The organism is Halorussus sp. AFM4, assembly GCF_051194995.1.
GTDB lineage: Archaea > Halobacteriota > Halobacteria > Halobacteriales > Haladaptataceae > Halorussus.
In genome coordinates, this window is record NZ_JBNTJT010000002.1 from 58,420 (window position 1) to 74,493 (window position 16,074).

Genomic DNA, 16,074 nt, shown 5'->3' on the forward strand with positions numbered 1-16,074 from the left:
CGTGCGCCGACCGGACCCCAGCGTCGACACCTCGGGCGACCGGACCGGGGCCGAGTGCCCCTACTGCGGGTCGACCGATACCGAGCGCGAGCACCCGAAGGGGCCGTCGCTCTGCCGGTCGATGCACTACTGCAACGCGTGCGAGCAGCCGTTCGAGAAGTTCGAGTAGCGATTCCGACGGCCCCTTCTCACCGGAGGAGACGTCTCCGACGCTTCGACGTATCGTCTCCTCTACCGTGTCGAATCCGCGAGGTCGAAGCGAAATCTCCGGCGAGCGGTAGGAAAGCGGAGGGCGTGGAACTCGATGCCACCGACCCGCGCTAGATGGCGGAGCGCGGGCGACGGTCGACGGGCGGGCGGCTCGGTCACGGACGGGTGAGCGGTGCGAACGGTCGCGACCGCACCTTGGCTGTCTGGTACTACCAGCTTAGTCGTTATGGCCGATAGTGGAGAAATAATCCGGGCGGCGACGGGGCCGTCATCTTCTTGCCCGAAACGGACCCAGGCTACAGTATGTCAGAGACAGGCGACCGTCCGAGCGACGACGAGCTCCGGCCCGGCATGATGGTCGAGATCGAGCAGTCGAACGCCGAGAACGCGCCCGACGCCGAGGGCATCATGGGCGAGATACAGACCGTGCTGCAGGACGACGACGCCAGCGTCGAGGGGGCGAAGGTGAAGCTCCAGTCGGGCGTCACCGGGTACGTCAAGCGCGTGGCTCCCGACGAGTGAGGGCTACTTCTCTCCGGTTTCGAGGTCGAGCAGCGCCCGCTTGAGCGGGAGGCCGTCGCCGGCCGAGTAACCGCCCAGCGAGTCCGCGCCGACCACTCGGTGGCAGGGCACGACCAGCGGGACCGGGTTCGCGCCGCAGGCCCGGCCGACCGCGACCGGGGCGGTGTCGAGCGCCGCCGCGATGTCGCCGTAGGTCCGGGTCTCGCCGTACGGGATCGCCCGCATCTCGGCCATCACCTCGCCCGCGAAGCCGTCGACGAGCTCGACCGGGAGATCGAAGGTCCGGCGCTCGCCCGCGGCGTACTCGGCGACCTGCTCGCGGATCTCCGGCTCCGACGCGCCGACGCGGTCCGCGTCGAGTTCGACCGTCTGCCCGAGGAGTTCGACGTGCATCGGCGGAGAGAGGGCGCGAGCCGGCTTCGTCGTTTCGGTCACTCCACCTGGATGCGGCGTCGTCGCTCGCGCTTCGGGAGGGTGACCCGGAGCCGCCCGTCGAGATACTCGGCGTCGGTCCGGCGCTCGTCGACGCGCTCCGGCAGGCGGAGCGTCCGGGAGACCGGGCCGCGCTCCCGGGCCCGCCGGGCGAACGCGCCCTCCGCGTCGGGGTCGCTGTCCGGATCGACGACGATCTGGACCCGGTTCTTCCTGACCCAGAGGTCGATGTCCTGCTTGCGGATGCCCGGCAGGTCGGCGGTCAGGACGTACTCGTCGCCGCGGTCGGCCACGTCGACGTCGATTTCGGGCTCGGGTCGCGTGTCGCTGGGACGTCGCTTTCGGTTGCGTCGTGACATGTACTCCCCCGTTCTCCCGGCGACGCCCGGAGGCTTAAACGCTCGCCCGTCGGAGTCGGGTTGTCCATACGGGTCGGATCGCCCGCCAGGGCCGTGTCTCGGTCGAACCGGTCGCAGTGAGTACCCTTATCGTCGTGGCGGCGGACGGACAGGTATGGACATCGCAGACGACGACGGCGTCCGGACCGTCACGTTCGACCGCCCCGAGGTGATGAACGCGTTCACGCCCGAACTCGCCGCCGACTTGGCCGACGTGTTCGCCGAGGCAGACCCCGCCGACCTCGACGCGATCGTGCTGACCGGCGAGGGCGGCGCCTTCAGCGCGGGCGGGGACCTCCAGTCGATGGCCGAGCGCGAGGAGGCGCCCGACGAGGCGTACGACCGGGTCACCGACACGTTCGGTCGACTCGTCGAGGAGGCGCTCTCGGCCCGGGTCCCCATCGTCGCCAAGGTCAACGGCGACGCGGTGGGCGCGGGGCTGGCGGTCGCCGCGGTCAGCGACTTCGCCTACGCGGCCGAGTCGGCGACGTTCAGCTGCGCCTTCGTCCGCGTGGGCCTCATCCCCGACACCGGCGGGAGCTTCCTGCTGCCGCGCCTCGTGGGGCTCCGGACCGCCAAGCGGCTCGCGTTCACCGGGGAGTTCTTCCCGGCCGCCGAGGCCGCCGAGATGGGGCTGGTCAACGAGGCGGTGCCCGACGACGACCTCGACGGCGCGGTCGCCGACCTGCTCGACACGCTCCGGGAGCGCCCGACGCGGACCATCGGGCTCGCGAAGCGCGCCGTCCACGAGAACATGGGGAAGGGCTGGCGGGAGGCGCTCGACTACGAGAACGCGGTCCAGTCGCAGGCCTACGCCACGGCCGAGCACGAGGAGGGCGTCGCGGCGTTCCTCGACGGCCGGGACCCGGAGTTCGAGTGAGCCGGCTCGGGGAGTCGCGGAGTCCGGAAGCGGCGGGTTCCCGGCGCGGAACCCGGCAGAACCGCCGGTTACACCAGAACTAAGCCCGTCCGAGACGCCACCACTCGCCGTGACCGTACCAACTGTCGAACTGCCGAGCGGCGACGAGATGCCCCTGATCGGCGTCGGCACGTGGAACCTCGAGGGCGAGACCGTGCAGGAGTCGGTCCGTGCCGCGCTCGACGACGCGTACGCCCACGTCGACACCGCCGAGGGGTACATGAACGAGGCCGAGATCGGCGAGGCGCTGGCCGACTACGACCGCGAGGAGCTGTTCCTGACCTCGAAGGTGCTCCCCAAGAACCTGAACTACGAGTCGGTCGTCCAGTCGTGCGAGGCCTCGCTCGACCGGCTGGGCACCGACTACCTCGACCTCTACCTGATCCACTGGCCCAACCCCGCGATCTCGCTGCGCGAGACCCTCGACGCGATGGCGACCCTGCACGACAGGGGGCTGGTCCGGAACGTCGGCGTCTCGAACTTCAGCGCCTACCAGCTCAGCGCCGCCCAGCACGTCTCGGACGTCCCCATCGCGGTCAACCAGATCGAGTTCCACCCGTGGTTCCAGCGGCCCGACCTGGTGGAGTACTGCCGCGAGACCGACGTCGTGGTCGAGGCGGCCGCGCCGCTGGCCCGGACCGAGGTGCTGGGCGACGACACCGTACAGGAGCTCGCCGAGCAGTACGACAGGACGCCCGCCCAGATCGTGCTGAAGTGGGCGGTCGAGAAGGGCGTCGTCGTCATCCCGAAGTCGTCCTCGCCCGACCACGTCCGGGAGAACGTCGACCTGTTCGGCTGGGAACTCGACGAGGACGATCTGCGCCGGCTCGACGACCTCGACCGGGACTACCCGGTGTACGACACGCCGGCCCGCGACTGGACCGGCGACGTGTACGGCATCGCGGAGTGAGCCGGGTTCGGCGCGGAGGACTCCGGCGCCCGCCCGTTCCCTGACGAGCGATTCAAGGCCGTGGGCCGGCAAGCCGACCCCGTGTCCGACACCAACGACACCGACGGCGGACCCTCCGCCGGCGGCGACGAGTTCGACGCGCCGACCGTGACCTGCGAGCGGTGCGACCGGGAGTGGGACCTCTCGACGGAGTTCGAGGACCTGGGCGTGGGCAACCACGCGGTCGAGCAGTTCGCGCTCGACCACCGGCGCCACACCGGCCACTTCCCCGACGGCATCGGGACCTGGCGCGCGGTCTGCCGCAACTGCCCGGAGGAGGTCCAGCGGCTTGCGAGCGACGCCGCGACCCGGTGGGCCGAGACCCACGTCCGGCACACTCGCCACTCGGTCGAGATCCACCACGCCACGAGCGACGAGGTGACGGTCGTCGGCGGCGACAGTGAGTCGGAGTAGATCGCGAGCGAGGGCCGGCCCTACAGCCCGAGGAACGACTCCGCGTTCTCCCAGAGTATCTTGCGCTGGACGTCCGCGGGGAAGTCGAGCTCCGCGAACTGGTCGAGCCACGCCGCGGGGTCGATCATCGGGTAGTCGGTGCCGAACATCACCTTGTCCTGCAGCAGCGTCTCCGCGTAGTGGAGCACCTGATCGTCGATGTACCGGGGCATCCACCCCGAGAGGTCCATGTAGACGTTGCCCTTCTGCTGGCAGACGGCGAGCTGCTCCTTCTCCCACGGGAACGCGGGGTGGGCGAGCAGGATCTGGAGGTCGGGGTGCTCGGCCGCCACGTCGTCGATCATCATCGGGTCGCCGTACTTTATCTTGAGGCCGCGGCCGCCGGGCGCACCTGCCCCGAGGGTGGAGCTGCCGCCGTGGAAGACCACGGGGACGCCCAGGTCCTCGATGGTGTCCCACAGCTCGTCGTGCTCGGGGTCGCTCGGGTCGAACCCCTGGGCGATCTGCTGGAACTTGAACCCCGAGAGGTCGAGGTCCTCGACCGCGCGCTCGGCCTCTTCGACGCAGTCGTCCTTCAGGGGGTCGACGCTTGCGAACCCGACGAAGAAGTCGTCGTACTCGTCGCGGACCTCCGCGACGTAGTCGTTCGGGACGGGCGGGTTCCCGGTGTTGGTCTCGGCGTCCCAGCCGAGCAGTACCGCCCGGCCGATGCCGCAGTCGCGGTACTCCGCGATCAGGTTGTCGTAGGTGTCGGTCTCCATCTCGGCGCCGAACTTCGCGGCGGCGTCCCGCATCATCTGGCCGCCGGCGTCGTGGAGGAACTCCTCGGTCGGCTGGTGGCAGTGGGTGTCGACGATGGGGTACTCGTCGTCCTGGTCTGCGACGACGTCGAGTTGCGGCATGCGAAGCTGTTCGGCGGGTGTCGTGAAAAATCGTGGGAGTCGGAGAGCGGCCGACCGGCCGGCGACCTACGCCGTCTCCTCCGTCTTGATGAGGAACTTCATGTCGCCCTCGAACACGACGGTGTCCTCCTGGTTGGTCATCGTCGTGTCCATGACCACCAGGCCGGCGTCGTCGCGGCTGCTCAGGTCCTTCGTCTCGGTGACCTCCATGTCGAGACTGATGGTGTCGTCCATGTACACCGGATTGGGGATGTCCATGTAGTTCATCCCCAGGAACGCCAGCACGGTGCGTTCGAGGATGCCGGTGCGGTAGACGAACCCCGTCGCGAGCACGAACGTCATCGGACCGTGGGCCACGCGCTCGCCGAAGTGGCCCTCCTCGGCGTACTCCTTGTTGGTGTGGAGCTCGGTCCAGTCGCCGGCGAACGCCGAGTGCATCACGAAGTCGTACTCGGTGACGGTCCGGCCGACGCTCTCGAAGGTCTGGCCCTCCTCGAAGTCCTCGAAGTGGTGGGGTCGGTAGCTGTACGGCATGCCTCCGCGTTCGGTCGTTAACGATAAAATTCTATGGTGTCCCGGGCCGAATCCGGCCCGTCGGTCGGAATCGGATCGGGCCCGGGCGTCACCACCGCCGGCACGACGGCGAAACCGTCCGCGAACGCGGCGCTGGCCCGGCATCGAGCGCCGCCCGCCGGCGGGAATGACGCGTTCCCGATGGTTTTAAACGCTCGAACGCCCCAGTGTACGATAATGGCTTTTGAGGACTTACTGGAGGACCCGGTAATTCAGAAGTATCTTCACGAATTGGTCGGGCCGAAGGGGATGCCGGTGGCGGCCGCGCCGCCGGACGGCGAGGTGACCGACGAGGAGCTCGCCGAGGAGCTCGACCTCGAACTCAACGACGTGCGGCGGGCGCTGTTCATCCTCTACGAGAACGACCTCGCGACGTACCGACGGCTCCGCGACGAGGACTCGGGGTGGCTGACGTACCTCTGGACGTTCCAGTACGAGAACATCCCGGACAACCTCGAGGAGGAGATGTACCGGCTGCTCGACGCGCTCGAACAGCGCCAGGAGTACGAGTACCAGCACGAGTTCTACCTCTGCGAGGTCTGCTCGATCCGGTTCGAGTTCGGCGAGGCGATGGACTTCGGCTTCGAGTGCCCCGAGTGCGGGTCGCCGCTCGAGTCGATGGAGAACAGCCGGCTCATCGACGCGATGGAGCAGCGGATCGAGGACCTGCGGGCGGAGCTCAACGTCGAACAGCTCGAAGAGGCCGAGGCATAGATGGTCGTACTCGCCACGAAGGTGTACGTGCGGGGCGAGGCCCGGGAGCGGGCGCTCGACGCGCTGCGGTCGCTGGTCGACAACGAGATCGGCGACCTCGACGTCGAGTACACCGTGGGCGTGCGTCACGACGACTTCGCGGTCGTCACCATCGAGGGCGGGGACGAGGTGGTCGCGCGCAACGTGCTCCGCGAGGCGTTCGGCGAGATCACGCCCGACTTCGAGCCGGGCGAGACCTACGTCGGCACGCTCGAGGCGTGGGACGAGGACGGGTTCGTCCTCGACGCCGGCGAGGAGGTCCGGGTCCCCGCCGGCGAGCTCGGCCTGGGCCAGGGGACGCCGGTCCAGATCGTCGAGCGGTTCGGGCTGGTCCAGCACGTGCCGCTCCGGTTCGTCTACGGCGGCGAGCCGGCCGACGGCAGCGAAGACGAGGAGGCCGGCGAGCAACGGCCCCACCGCCTCGCCGACGAGGAGCGCGACCGCCTCTTCGACTGGACCCGCGGCGCGGGCCGGGTCAACGTCAACAGCGCGACCCGCGGCGAGGTGCGGGCGACGGTCAACCGCGCGGGCCACGCCCGCGACATCGTGACGGTCGAGCGGCTCGGCCTGCTCGAGCAGAGCATCGTCTGCAAGGACGAGACGGACCCGCCGGGGCTGCTCGCGGCCATCGGCGACTACCTGCCGGCGGAGATTCGCTGCGTCATCCCATGAACCGCCGACTCGCACTCGCGTTCGCGTCGGTCGCGCTGCTGGCGCTCACCGCGGGCTGCACCGGCCTGTTCGGCGGCGACCAGATCAGCGAGAAGCGACTCGAGGGCGACGGGGACCCGGACTACGACTGGGACAACACGGCGGCGGTGACGCTGAACGTCACCGGCGGGGAGTACAAGGCGGTGTACGACTTCGACAACCGCTCGAAGCTGGCCGTCTTCGAGCGCGAGTCGCTGGGCGAGAAGACCCCGGTCAACGTCGGGACGGTCCGGTTCCGGTACGAGAACGGGACGGTCGTGACCCTCGGTCAGGAGCGGGTCCGCAAGACCAAGTCCAAGACGGTCATCACGCTGCCCGAGTCCGACGGCCAGCTGGCCTACACCGCGCCCCACCGCGGGAAGTCGTTCAGCACGCCGACCTACGTCCACGACTCCTACGAGGTCATCCTGCCGAAGGGGATGCGGGTCGGCACGCCGATCCTGAGCCAGGTCCGCCCGAGCGCCGACGGCAAGAGCCAGCTCGGCGGCCGGGTCCACCTCTCGTGGGCCGAGGTGACCGCCGACAGCATCGTGGTCCGGTACTACCTCGCCCGCGACCTCACCATCTTCGCTGGCATCATCGGCGCGAGCGTGCTGGTCGCGCTGGTGGGGCTGGCGTACTTCCGGCTCCAGATCCGTCGGCTCGAACAGGAGCGCGAGGAGATGGGGCTGAACGTCGACACCGACGGCGACGAGTTCGACCAGGGACCGCCGCCGGGGATGGGGTGACTCGTTCGGTCGTCTCCCAGGTGTCAGAGAGTCCCCGAAACTCCGGACCGCGTGGCGAAGCGAGGCGAGAAACGCGACCCCAGGCCGGGTAGCGCCCACTTTTTACCTCCGCGATTCGTACCCGTCCCCATGGACGTAGCCCTCGTCACCGTCGGCGACGAACTGCTGGCGGGCGACACCGTGAACACGAACGCCGCGTGGCTGGGCGAGCGGCTCACCGAGCGCGGCGCGAGCGTCGAGCGCGTCGTGGTGGTCCCCGACCGCGTGGCCGACATCGCCCGGGTTGTCAACGAGCTGCGGGCCGAGTACGACGCCGTGGTGGTCACCGGCGGGCTCGGCCCGACCCACGACGACCTGACGATGGAGGGCGTCGCGGCCGCGGTCGGCGTCCCGGTCGAGGAGCACGACGAGGCCGTGGCCTGGATCACCGACCACACCGACTACGAGCGGGCCGACCTGGTGGAGGGGACGACCCACCTCCCGAGGGGCTCGCGGATGCTGCCGAACGACGAGGGCGTGGCGCCGGGCTGCGTCGTCGAGAACATCTACGTCCTGCCGGGCGTCCCCGCCGAGATGGAGGCGATGTTCGAGCGGATCGCCGACGAGTTCGCGGGCGAGTACCGCCACGTCAGGACCGTGGAGGCCGACGAGCCAGAGAGCGCGCTGGTCGAGCGGTTCGCGGAGCTGCGCGAGAAGTTCGACGTGACCGTCGGCAGCTACCCCGGCGACCACGTCCGGGTCAAGCTACAGAGCACCGACGAGGAGGAACTCGAACGGGCCGCGGCGTGGCTGCGCGAGCGGGTCGAGGGCGTCGACCGGTAGGCCGCGGCGCCGCTCGACCTGCGACGCGTCGCTTCCGGGCCGAAGTTCGGCCCGGGAACGGACTCACCGGTAGAAGTACGCCACCCACGCGGCGGTGATCAGGAGCCCGAGGAGGCCGGTCACGATGCCTGCGGCGTTCGCCGGAATCGTCGCCGATTCTGCGAGTGTTATCATGTCCGGGGGTTGCCGTGCCGGTGCCTTAACGTTTGTCAACCCCGACCGGGCCCCGCGCGGGCGCCGGGTCGAAATCGGTCGTTGTCCCGGCGAACGGTTCGGAAACGACGGCGTAACCGGGTGTTTGTTTCTCCCCCGGAATCGGTTTTTTCGACCTCGAAGCGACGGAAACACTCCGTTGCCGGGTTGAACGATCGCCAACGGTCGCGCCGGTTTATCTGCGTTTCCGGCGAACCACCGACTGCCCGCTGCGGGCGCCTCGGCGTTAGGAGGTGCCTACGCGGGGGAGGACAAATCATGTCACAGCAATATCAACAGCCGACGGGGAGCACGGGACAGCAGACGTACGGCCAGACCGGTCAGCAGACGTACGGGGGACAGCAGACACAGCAGCAGCCGATGCAGTCGACCCAGTTCGGCGGCCAGCAGAGCGGCCAGAGCCACCAGATGACCCACCAGCGGGTCGGCCAGCAGTTCGAGTCGGAGATGACCCCGGAGCTCAACCAGGCGCTTGAGTCGTTCGACCGCGTGGTCGAGATCGCCGAGTGGTGCGCCGACAAGTGCATCGAGAGCGGTCCGCAGATGGCCGAGTGCGCACGGCTGTGCGAGGACCTCGCCGACCTGGCGTCGCTGAACGAGAAGTTCATCGCCCGCGACTCCATCAACGGGCCCGAGATCGCCGAGGCGTTCCTGACGGTCGCCCAGCAGGGCCTGCCGATCCTCCAGCAGCACCAGCAGTCGCCGCACGTCCAGGAGACCTACCAGGCGGTCACCCAGGCGATGGACGCGACCGAGAAGCTGCTGAACTCCATCAGCGGCGGCCAGCAGGGCACGACGATGGGCATCCAGGAGCAGGTCAGCCAGCAGAGCGGCCAGATGCAGGGCGGCCAGATGGGTCAGCAGGGCACGATGGGCCGGCAGAGCGGACAGATGGGTCAGTCGTACCAGCAGCCCCAGGGCCAGTCGTTCCAGGGCACCCAGTCGTACTGAGCTGATTCGGCCCGCGAACCGGTGAATCTTTTTCTCGTACCGGACGGCTTTTGCGCGCCACGCCCGTAGCCGCGCCCATGCGAACCATCGGCGTCGTGGTCAACCCCGTCGCGGGGATGGGCGGGCGAGTCGGCCTGAAGGGCACCGACGGGAAGGTCGAGGAGGCCCGCGAGCGCGGCGCGGAACCGCGCGCGCCCGACCGGGCGGTCGACGCGCTCCGGTCGCTCGCCGAGCGCGCCGACGCGTCGGGCGGCCCCGAGGTCCGACTGCTGACCTACGGCGGCGAGATGGGCGAGCGCGAGGCCCGCGAGGCGGGCTTCGACCCCGAGGTAGTGGGCCGCCCGGAGCGCGACGGTGAGACGACCGCGGCCGACACCCGCGAGGCCGTCCGGCGGTTCGCCGCCGAGGACGTCGACCTAATCCTGTTCGTCGGCGGCGACGGCACCGCGGTCGACGTGACCCAGACGCTCGACGAGGCGGGCGCCGAGATCCCGGTGCTCGGCGTCCCGGCCGGCGTGAAGGTCTACTCGGCGGTGTTCGCGGTCACGCCCGCGGCCGCGGGCCGGGTCGCGGCCGACTTCGACCGGACCGAGGACCGGGAGGTCAACGACATCGACGAGGACGCCTACCGCGAGGGGGAGGTCCGGGCCGAACTGCGCGGCGTGGCGGCGGTGCCGGTCGCCGAGGACCTCCAGTCGAGCAAGCAGGTCGGCGGCGGCACCGTCGAGAGCCTGGCGGCCGGCGCGGCCGACGATATCCGGTCCGACGAGGGCGCGACCTACGTCCTCGGCCCGGGCAGCACGGTCGGCGCGATCGAGGACGAGCTCGGCTTCGAGGGGTCGCCGCTCGGGGTCGACGTGTGGCGGGACGGCGAGGTGCTGGTCGCGGACGCGACCGAGGACGAGATCCTGGCGAACCTGGGCGACCGGAACGTGGTCGTGGTGTCGCCCATCGGCGGCCAGGGGTTCGTCTTCGGCCGGGGGAACGACCAGATCTCGCCCGCGGTCATCCGGCGGTCGGCGGTCGAGGTGGTCGCGTCCAAGCCCAAACTCGACGGTATCGGCGTCCTCCGGGTCGATACGGGCGACGACGAGGTCGACGAGTCGCTGCGGGGGTGGCGGAAGGTCCGGGTCGGCCGATTCGAACGGAGGATGATGAAGGTCATTTAAGGTACAATAATCGTCTCCTAGTGAAGTTTAAGGTTCTCCGGTGACGATGGGGGACGTATGGAAACGCGAAAGGTGCAACGGTTGGGTCCCTCGACGCTGGCGATGACGCTCCCCGCGGAGTGGGCCTCGGAGAACAACGTCGAGAAGGGCGACGAGGTGTCGCTGCGCATGGGCGGGAAGGGGACGCTGACGGTGCTGCCGGAGTCGGCCCACACCGAGGAGTCGGAGGCGGTCATCCACGCCGAGAACCTCGACGCCTACGCGGTCGAGCGCGCCATCGTCGCCCAGTACGTGCTCGGGCGGCGAGTCATCCACCTCCAGAGCGAGGAGACCCTCGACAGCGAGCACATCAACGCCGTGTACAAGGCCGAGACCCAGCTGATGGGGCTGGGCGTGGTCGAGGAGACCCCCGACAGCATCGCCATCCGGTGCTCGGTCGACCCGGAGGACTTCAGCCTCGACAACCTGCTCGAGCGCCTGGAGAACACCGGTTCGACCATGCGGGGCGAGGCGGTCAAGGCGCTGGCCCACGGCAACCCCGACCTCGCCGAGCGGGCGCTCAACCGCGAGCGCCAGGCGAACAAGATCTTCGTCCTGCTGCTCCGGCTCATCTTCACGGCCTACCAGAACCCCACGCTCGCGCGGGCCGTGGACCTCGACAGCGGCTTCCCGCTCATCGGCTACCGCTCGATCGCCAAGAACCTCGAACTCACGGCGGACAACGCCGAGGACATCGCCGAGATCGCGCTCGAGGCCGAGGGCAACACCCTCGACGTGGACGGTCAGACGATGCGGCGCATCCGGGAGTTCACCGACCAGGTCGACGAGATAACCGCGAAGGCGGTCCAGGCCGCGGTCGAGCGCGACTACGACAAGACCCTGGAGGTCCGTGCGCTGTTCCACGAGATCGGCGACCGCGAGAGCGAGATCCTCTCGGACCTCCCCGAGATGGACAACGACGCCCTGCTGGCGGTCCGCGAGGTGCTGGTCAGCCTCCAGCAGACCGCCCAGTACGCCATGCGGAACGCCGAGATCGCCGCGAACCTCGCGCTCAACGAGGAGAGCGAGCACACGACCATCAACTGAACCGGTCGTCGCGCCCTTTTCGACCTCACTGACCGCGCAAACCGCTCTCCGAGGGAAACCGGACGTTTCGGCAACAACCGATTTCAGGCCGCGGACGCAAGCGTGGGTATGGGAATCGTCGACACGATCCGCGACATGCTCGTCCCCGACAACGAAGCGGGCGTCGCGCTGGAGTGCACGAACTGCGGCGCGACGTTCGACGAACCCTACGGCGAGTGTCCGGAGTGCGGGTCGACCGAGATCAAAGAAATCGAGGGCTTCGACATGCGACCGGACACGTAGCCCCGCTCGGTCGGTTTTCTCGGGCACTGCCCCGGACCGCACAGCTACACGTCGAACCGCTCCGACGACGGAGAACCAGTAGCTGCACCTGTCGGTCGCGGTCCGTACTCGAACTGGAGGCCGTTGGAAAATCGTCCGTCGCTGGAGAGGCGCTACGTTCGGGGAAGTCGAGCGGGGACGTCAGTCCGCGCTGACCACCCCGACCTCCTTGGCGTCTGCTTCGTCGCTCGGTTCTCCGGCGTCGTCTCCTGTCTTCTCGGCGGTCAGCGGGTTCCGGCGCGCGATGCCGCAGTCGAACGCCGGGTGCTCGGCGAAGTGCCGCACCAGCATGTGGCGCCGCGAGCCCGTGATGCCGGTCCGGCCGACGTCGTCGGCCGAGAACTCGTCGGGCAGCCGGTCGTACAGCCGGCGCAGCACCTCGAAGCTCTCGAACACCTTCGAGTTGCCCGCCGAGTCCGCGCCCCGGCGCGAGACCTCGTAGGTGCCGTCCTCGCGGTGGACCCCCGCCGTCCGGAAGAACTCCCGGCGCTGGGTCAGCGCGTCGCCGACCGCGTCCTGCAGCTGGGCGGCCTCGTCTCTGGACAGTTCGTAGTCGCGGCCGTCGACTGCCAGCACTATCGACTCGCCGTCCCGTCGGACCGAGACGTCGTTCTCATCGCCCGAGAAGAACTCGATCAGGAGCGTCAACACTCCGTGTCATGCGAACGTAGGTCGCATCGCCGGCTATAAAGTTCTGTCGACGCCCCCTAATTTCTGCGCCTTCCGCCGGCGAGTGACACCGTCCCGTCGGGGAGTTCGGCGCACGGACGGCGGTCGCTCTGACTACCGGTGCCGCGGCCGCGGCGGTCGACTCACCGGACTCCCGACGGGTCGCGAGCGAAGAGCCCGTCGTCGGTCGTGGTCTCGTCGCCGGTGGTCGATTCGCCGGTCGTGGTGGTCGATTCGTCGGTCGCGGACCCGCCGTCGGTGGTCGCCGTCTCGTCCGTTGTCGCCTTCTCGGTGGTCGTCGCGGTCGACTCCTCGGTGGTCGCGCCGCTTCCGTCGCTGGTCTCCGACCCGTCGCTGCCGGTCGTCGTCGCGTCGTTCGACTCGCCGCCGTCGGTCGACTCGCCCTTCGACCCGAGGATGTCGGTCTCGACGGTCTTCGTGTAGGTCAGCTCGTCCAGGGGGATCCGGAACGTCTCGCCGGCGAGCTCGACGCGGGCGTAGAAGTCGATGCGGAGCTCGGTCACCTGGTCGTTCTTCAGGTGCGAGACCCACCACTCGTCGAGCTTCGCGTTCCGGATGACGGTGCGGGTGTCGATCGTCTCGGTGGTGTGGCCCTCGATGACGTGGCCGGTCCGGCTCGCGCCGCTCCCCACCTCGATGTCGTTCATCGTGATGTCGTAGCCGATCTCCGTGATTACCATCGGCAGCGTCTTGGCGTTGTACACCTCGAAGCGCAGCGCGATGGGCGTCTCGGACGACGTCACCTCGCCCCATCGGGCGCTGGTCTCGTTGACGTACGCCACGGGGTCCGAGACCAGCGGCTGGCTGGCGTTGACGGGCCGGGGCTCCGTGGAGTTGAACTGCGAGACGAGGTCGGTCGAGATCCGGCGCGTCACGGGCGGCGCATCGAAACTGCGCCCGAGCGTCGCCGACCGGACCGAGGCGTCGACCCGGAGCGTCGTCCGCTCGCCGTTCCGGACGTGGCTGACCCACCACGCCGGAATCCGGTCGTTGGCCATCAGCGTGGTGAGTTCGACGGTGCTATTGCCGGTGCCGACCGAGACGCCCTCCTTCGTGCCGTTGGCCATCGCCACGTCGTTCATCGTCACGTCGTACGACACCGACACGCCGCCGAGACTGATTCCGACGGGATTGGGGTTACTGACCGTGATGTCGGTCCGTATCTCGGTCGTGTTCTCCGTGACGTTGCCGAAGCTGTTGTCGATACCGCCGACGCCGGGCGCGCCGAGGACGCCCAGCGAGACGCCGCCGGCGACGACGACGCCGAGTACCAGCACCACCGAGAACAGTATCCGAATCTTGCTCCCGAGTAACGTCGACTTGAGCGAGAGTCCCATACGCGCCGGCCCGCACTCCACCACGTAAAAGGTACCGTCACGTATCGGCGAGTAGAATGAACTAAGTTCGGGCCGCCGGAACCCCCTGACATGGCCGAAACCGAGACGGTCGGGAGCGACAAGGGTATCGGACTCGCGACGCTGTTCACGCTGCTGGCGGCGGGCGCGACGGTCGCGATGTTCGTGGCGCCGGGCACCGAACTCGCCGCGTGGGGCTTCGCCGCCGCCGTGACCGCCGGCGTCCTCGCGGTCGCGGCGGTCCACCTGTTCTGGTGAGTAACGCCCGGTTCCGCGACGCGACCGACGCGCCGGTCATCCCCGGACGTGGGCCGTTTCCCACGGGAAATCGTTAAGGGTCGCAACCCCTTACACACCCGTGACGATGACCGATTACACCGACGAGGAACAACGGATCGTTGCCTACCTCCGCGAGAGCGTCTCGAAGGGCGAGCGCTACTTCAGGTCGAAGAACATCGCCGAGCAGCTGGGGCTGTCCTCGAAGCAGGTGGGGGTCCGGCTGCCCGAGCTCGCCGAGAAGACCGAGGAGGTCGACATCGAGAAGTGGGGCCGCGCGAAGTCGACGACCTGGAAGGTGACTCCGGGGTAGGTCCCTCGGGGAGTCACGACCGCGGAGCAGCGGCAGTTCGGTGTAATCCCGGCACGGAAGCGACGGGAGGTCCGGCGGGTTTTTGAGAGCGCGTCCCGAACGACCGGTATGACAGTCCGGGTGGAGCGAACCTTCGATCTCGCGGTCGCGCCCGAAGACGTGTGGGAGTTCATTTCGGACCCGGAGAAGCGAGCCACCGCCATCAGCGTGGTCGACGACTACGAGCTCGTCGGCGAGAACCGGTCCATCTGGCGGATCAAGCTCCCGATCCCGTTCCTCGACAGGACCGTCCCGGTCGAGACCGAGGACGTCGAGCGCGACCCGCCGCGGTACGTGAAGTTCGTCGGTCGGTCGTCGGCGCTTCGGGTCACCGGCGAACACGAGATCCAGGAGACCGAGGACGGGAGCCGGCTCGTCAACCGGTTCACGGTCGAGGGGAAGATGCCCGGCATCGAGCGCTACTTCAAGAAGCACCTCGACGAGGAGCTCGACAACCTCGAGGCCGCGCTCCGGGAGGAGGTTCCGGCGTGAGACTCGCGCTCGCCCAGCTGGAGATCGAGTCGGCTGCGGTCGAGGACAACCGCGAGCGCGCCGAGGCCGCCGTCGCGGAGGCCGCCGACCGGGGCGCCGACCTCGTCGCGCTCCCGGAGATCTTCAACGTGGGCTACTTCGCGTTCGACGCCTACCAGCGCGCGGCCGAACCCGTCGAGGGCCCGACGCTTTCCCGCATCGCCGACGCCGCCCGCGAGCACGGCATCGGCGTGCTCGCCGGCAGCATCGTGGAGGACCTCGCCGAGACCGAGAGCGTCGAGACCCCGGCCGACGAGGGGCTGGCCAACACCTCGGTCCTGTTCGACCGCGACGGCCGGCGGCTCGCGGTGTACCGCAAGCACCACCTGTTCGGCTACGAGTCGGCGGAGGCCCGGATGCTGGTCCCCGGCGAGAGCCTGGGCGTCGCCGAGTTCGAGGGAGCGACGGTCGGGATGACGACGTGCTACGACCTCCGGTTCCCGGAGCTGTACCGCGACATCGCGGCGGAGGGCGCGGACCTGATCCTGGTCCCGAGCGCCTGGCCGTACCCCCGCGTCGAGCACTGGCAGCTCCTGCCCCGGGCCCGCGCGGTCGAGAACCAGCTGTTCGTCGCGGCCATCAACGGGTCGGGCGAGTTCGACGACGCCGAGCTCCTCGGCCGCTCGACGGTGTACGACCCGTGGGGCACGACGCTGGCGGGCACGGGCGACGACCCCGACCTCGTCGTCACCGACGTCGACCTCGACCGGGTCGCGGCGGTCCGCGAGGAGTTCCCGGCGTGGCGCGACCGGCGGCTCTGACGGTCCGGACGCGGGAGGCGAACCCCGTATCAACCC

The 16,074-nt window shown here is 69.1% G+C and carries 23 protein-coding genes; 17 read left to right on the forward strand and 6 right to left on the reverse strand.

Going from position 1 to position 16,074, the window contains the following annotated elements; all coding sequences use genetic code 11:
- The first annotated feature begins 1 nt into the window (after window position 1).
- The gene (gene paaE, locus ACQUQF_RS08505) at window positions 2-169 is read left to right on the forward strand and encodes a 1,2-phenylacetyl-CoA epoxidase subunit PaaE (RefSeq protein ID WP_303646387.1); all 168 of its coding nucleotides are present in this window, start codon (window positions 2-4) and stop codon (window positions 167-169) included.
- Between the two features lie 344 nt (window positions 170-513).
- On the forward strand, window positions 514-732 hold the full coding sequence (locus ACQUQF_RS08510) for a DUF2196 domain-containing protein (protein WP_435177760.1): 219 nt from the start codon (window positions 514-516) through the stop codon (window positions 730-732).
- A 3-nt stretch (window positions 733-735) separates the two neighbouring features.
- Here the strand turns inward: ACQUQF_RS08510 and ACQUQF_RS08515 are convergent, their stop codons facing one another.
- Both ACQUQF_RS08515 and ACQUQF_RS08520 read right to left on the reverse strand, forming a co-directional pair.
- Window positions 736-1,125 (reverse strand): methylated-DNA--[protein]-cysteine S-methyltransferase, encoded by a 390-nt coding sequence (locus tag ACQUQF_RS08515; RefSeq protein ID WP_435177762.1) that lies wholly within the window; start codon window positions 1,123-1,125, stop codon window positions 736-738.
- A 38-nt stretch (window positions 1,126-1,163) separates the two neighbouring features.
- On the reverse strand, window positions 1,164-1,523 hold the full coding sequence (locus ACQUQF_RS08520) for an Hsp20/alpha crystallin family protein (RefSeq protein WP_435177764.1): 360 nt from the start codon (window positions 1,521-1,523) through the stop codon (window positions 1,164-1,166).
- Window positions 1,524-1,677: 154 nt separating this feature from the next.
- Between ACQUQF_RS08520 and ACQUQF_RS08525 the strand changes: the two genes are divergently transcribed.
- The 3 genes from ACQUQF_RS08525 (at window position 1,678) to ACQUQF_RS08535 (ending at window position 3,844) form a co-directional block, all read left to right on the forward strand.
- Window positions 1,678-2,442: an enoyl-CoA hydratase/isomerase family protein gene (locus ACQUQF_RS08525; protein WP_435177766.1), complete on the forward strand. Its 765-nt coding sequence runs from the start codon at window positions 1,678-1,680 to the stop codon at window positions 2,440-2,442.
- 109 nt (window positions 2,443-2,551) lie between these two features.
- The gene (locus tag ACQUQF_RS08530) at window positions 2,552-3,391 is read left to right on the forward strand and encodes an aldo/keto reductase (protein WP_435177768.1); all 840 of its coding nucleotides are present in this window, start codon (window positions 2,552-2,554) and stop codon (window positions 3,389-3,391) included.
- 81 nt (window positions 3,392-3,472) lie between these two features.
- A complete protein-coding gene (locus ACQUQF_RS08535; RefSeq protein WP_435177770.1) occupies window positions 3,473-3,844 on the forward strand; it encodes a hypothetical protein in 372 nt (123 codons plus the stop codon).
- A gap of 20 nt (window positions 3,845-3,864) precedes the next feature.
- Here ACQUQF_RS08535 and ACQUQF_RS08540 read toward each other — a convergent pair whose 3' ends face one another.
- Both ACQUQF_RS08540 and ACQUQF_RS08545 read right to left on the reverse strand, forming a co-directional pair.
- A complete protein-coding gene (locus tag ACQUQF_RS08540; protein ID WP_435177772.1) occupies window positions 3,865-4,746 on the reverse strand; it encodes an amidohydrolase family protein in 882 nt (293 codons plus the stop codon).
- Between the two features lie 66 nt (window positions 4,747-4,812).
- On the reverse strand, window positions 4,813-5,280 hold the full coding sequence (locus tag ACQUQF_RS08545) for a MaoC/PaaZ C-terminal domain-containing protein (RefSeq protein ID WP_435177774.1): 468 nt from the start codon (window positions 5,278-5,280) through the stop codon (window positions 4,813-4,815).
- Window positions 5,281-5,496: 216 nt separating this feature from the next.
- Between ACQUQF_RS08545 and ACQUQF_RS08550 the strand changes: the two genes are divergently transcribed.
- From ACQUQF_RS08550 to ACQUQF_RS08585, 8 genes are all read left to right on the forward strand, one after another.
- A complete protein-coding gene (locus ACQUQF_RS08550; protein ID WP_115796184.1) occupies window positions 5,497-6,033 on the forward strand; it encodes a transcription factor in 537 nt (178 codons plus the stop codon).
- Window positions 6,034-6,744 carry a DUF2110 family protein gene (locus tag ACQUQF_RS08555; protein ID WP_435177776.1) on the forward strand — a complete coding sequence of 237 codons (711 nt, stop codon included), beginning with the start codon at window positions 6,034-6,036 and terminating at the stop codon, window positions 6,742-6,744.
- A complete protein-coding gene (locus tag ACQUQF_RS08560; RefSeq protein WP_435177778.1) occupies window positions 6,741-7,511 on the forward strand; it encodes a DUF5803 family protein in 771 nt (256 codons plus the stop codon). Before ACQUQF_RS08555 ends, ACQUQF_RS08560 begins: the two co-directional genes overlap by 4 nt.
- Window positions 7,512-7,640: 129 nt before the next feature.
- Window positions 7,641-8,333 (forward strand): competence/damage-inducible protein A, encoded by a 693-nt coding sequence (locus tag ACQUQF_RS08565; RefSeq protein WP_435177780.1) that lies wholly within the window; start codon window positions 7,641-7,643, stop codon window positions 8,331-8,333.
- Between the two features lie 471 nt (window positions 8,334-8,804).
- On the forward strand, window positions 8,805-9,497 hold the full coding sequence (locus ACQUQF_RS08570; protein WP_435177782.1) for a hypothetical protein: 693 nt from the start codon (window positions 8,805-8,807) through the stop codon (window positions 9,495-9,497).
- A gap of 77 nt (window positions 9,498-9,574) precedes the next feature.
- Window positions 9,575-10,666 carry an ATP-NAD kinase family protein gene (locus tag ACQUQF_RS08575; protein WP_435177784.1) on the forward strand — a complete coding sequence of 364 codons (1,092 nt, stop codon included), beginning with the start codon at window positions 9,575-9,577 and terminating at the stop codon, window positions 10,664-10,666.
- A gap of 57 nt (window positions 10,667-10,723) precedes the next feature.
- Complete coding sequence (locus tag ACQUQF_RS08580) at window positions 10,724-11,752, forward strand: PhoU domain-containing protein (RefSeq protein ID WP_435177786.1); 1,029 nt, start codon at window positions 10,724-10,726, stop codon at window positions 11,750-11,752.
- A gap of 108 nt (window positions 11,753-11,860) precedes the next feature.
- Window positions 11,861-12,034, forward strand: coding sequence for a hypothetical protein (locus ACQUQF_RS08585; RefSeq protein WP_435177788.1), 174 nt, complete (start codon window positions 11,861-11,863; stop codon window positions 12,032-12,034).
- 180 nt (window positions 12,035-12,214) lie between these two features.
- Here the strand turns inward: ACQUQF_RS08585 and ACQUQF_RS08590 are convergent, their stop codons facing one another.
- Together ACQUQF_RS08590 and ACQUQF_RS08595 are read right to left on the reverse strand one after the other, a co-directional pair.
- Window positions 12,215-12,619 carry a DUF7528 family protein gene (locus tag ACQUQF_RS08590; protein WP_435179504.1) on the reverse strand — a complete coding sequence of 135 codons (405 nt, stop codon included), beginning with the start codon at window positions 12,617-12,619 and terminating at the stop codon, window positions 12,215-12,217.
- 266 nt (window positions 12,620-12,885) lie between these two features.
- Window positions 12,886-14,100 (reverse strand): LEA type 2 family protein, encoded by a 1,215-nt coding sequence (locus ACQUQF_RS08595; protein ID WP_435177790.1) that lies wholly within the window; start codon window positions 14,098-14,100, stop codon window positions 12,886-12,888.
- Between the two features lie 90 nt (window positions 14,101-14,190).
- Between ACQUQF_RS08595 and ACQUQF_RS08600 the strand changes: the two genes are divergently transcribed.
- From ACQUQF_RS08600 to ACQUQF_RS08615, 4 genes are all read left to right on the forward strand, one after another.
- Window positions 14,191-14,376, forward strand: coding sequence for a DUF7525 family protein (locus ACQUQF_RS08600; protein ID WP_115796177.1), 186 nt, complete (start codon window positions 14,191-14,193; stop codon window positions 14,374-14,376).
- A 106-nt stretch (window positions 14,377-14,482) separates the two neighbouring features.
- Window positions 14,483-14,707: a DUF7123 family protein gene (locus ACQUQF_RS08605; protein ID WP_115796176.1), complete on the forward strand. Its 225-nt coding sequence runs from the start codon at window positions 14,483-14,485 to the stop codon at window positions 14,705-14,707.
- Window positions 14,708-14,815: 108 nt separating this feature from the next.
- Window positions 14,816-15,238, forward strand: coding sequence for a CoxG family protein (locus ACQUQF_RS08610; protein WP_435177793.1), 423 nt, complete (start codon window positions 14,816-14,818; stop codon window positions 15,236-15,238).
- On the forward strand, window positions 15,235-16,038 hold the full coding sequence (locus ACQUQF_RS08615) for a carbon-nitrogen family hydrolase (protein WP_435177794.1): 804 nt from the start codon (window positions 15,235-15,237) through the stop codon (window positions 16,036-16,038). The genes ACQUQF_RS08610 and ACQUQF_RS08615 overlap by 4 nt, the downstream gene beginning before the upstream one ends.
- The last annotated feature ends 36 nt before the right edge of the window (window positions 16,039-16,074 follow it).

Excerpts from the sequence above, each read along its gene's own strand:
- ACQUQF_RS08510 (WP_435177760.1), top strand. The coding sequence starts at position 514 with ATGTCAGAGACAGGCGACCGTCCGAGCGACGACGAGCTCCGGCCCGGC.
- ACQUQF_RS08515 (WP_435177762.1), bottom strand. The coding sequence starts at position 1,125 with ATGCACGTCGAACTCCTCGGGCAGACGGTCGAACTCGACGCGGACCGC.
- ACQUQF_RS08520 (WP_435177764.1), bottom strand. The coding sequence starts at position 1,523 with ATGTCACGACGCAACCGAAAGCGACGTCCCAGCGACACGCGACCCGAG.
- ACQUQF_RS08525 (WP_435177766.1), top strand. The coding sequence starts at position 1,678 with ATGGACATCGCAGACGACGACGGCGTCCGGACCGTCACGTTCGACCGC.
- ACQUQF_RS08540 (WP_435177772.1), bottom strand. The coding sequence starts at position 4,746 with ATGCCGCAACTCGACGTCGTCGCAGACCAGGACGACGAGTACCCCATC.
- ACQUQF_RS08545 (WP_435177774.1), bottom strand. The coding sequence starts at position 5,280 with ATGCCGTACAGCTACCGACCCCACCACTTCGAGGACTTCGAGGAGGGC.
- ACQUQF_RS08550 (WP_115796184.1), top strand. The coding sequence starts at position 5,497 with ATGGCTTTTGAGGACTTACTGGAGGACCCGGTAATTCAGAAGTATCTT.
- ACQUQF_RS08555 (WP_435177776.1), top strand. The coding sequence starts at position 6,034 with ATGGTCGTACTCGCCACGAAGGTGTACGTGCGGGGCGAGGCCCGGGAG.
- ACQUQF_RS08560 (WP_435177778.1), top strand. The coding sequence starts at position 6,741 with ATGAACCGCCGACTCGCACTCGCGTTCGCGTCGGTCGCGCTGCTGGCG.
- ACQUQF_RS08565 (WP_435177780.1), top strand. The coding sequence starts at position 7,641 with ATGGACGTAGCCCTCGTCACCGTCGGCGACGAACTGCTGGCGGGCGAC.
- ACQUQF_RS08570 (WP_435177782.1), top strand. The coding sequence starts at position 8,805 with ATGTCACAGCAATATCAACAGCCGACGGGGAGCACGGGACAGCAGACG.
- ACQUQF_RS08575 (WP_435177784.1), top strand. The coding sequence starts at position 9,575 with ATGCGAACCATCGGCGTCGTGGTCAACCCCGTCGCGGGGATGGGCGGG.
- ACQUQF_RS08580 (WP_435177786.1), top strand. The coding sequence starts at position 10,724 with ATGGAAACGCGAAAGGTGCAACGGTTGGGTCCCTCGACGCTGGCGATG.
- ACQUQF_RS08585 (WP_435177788.1), top strand. The coding sequence starts at position 11,861 with ATGGGAATCGTCGACACGATCCGCGACATGCTCGTCCCCGACAACGAA.
- ACQUQF_RS08595 (WP_435177790.1), bottom strand. The coding sequence starts at position 14,100 with ATGGGACTCTCGCTCAAGTCGACGTTACTCGGGAGCAAGATTCGGATA.
- ACQUQF_RS08600 (WP_115796177.1), top strand. The coding sequence starts at position 14,191 with ATGGCCGAAACCGAGACGGTCGGGAGCGACAAGGGTATCGGACTCGCG.
- ACQUQF_RS08605 (WP_115796176.1), top strand. The coding sequence starts at position 14,483 with ATGACCGATTACACCGACGAGGAACAACGGATCGTTGCCTACCTCCGC.
- ACQUQF_RS08610 (WP_435177793.1), top strand. The coding sequence starts at position 14,816 with ATGACAGTCCGGGTGGAGCGAACCTTCGATCTCGCGGTCGCGCCCGAA.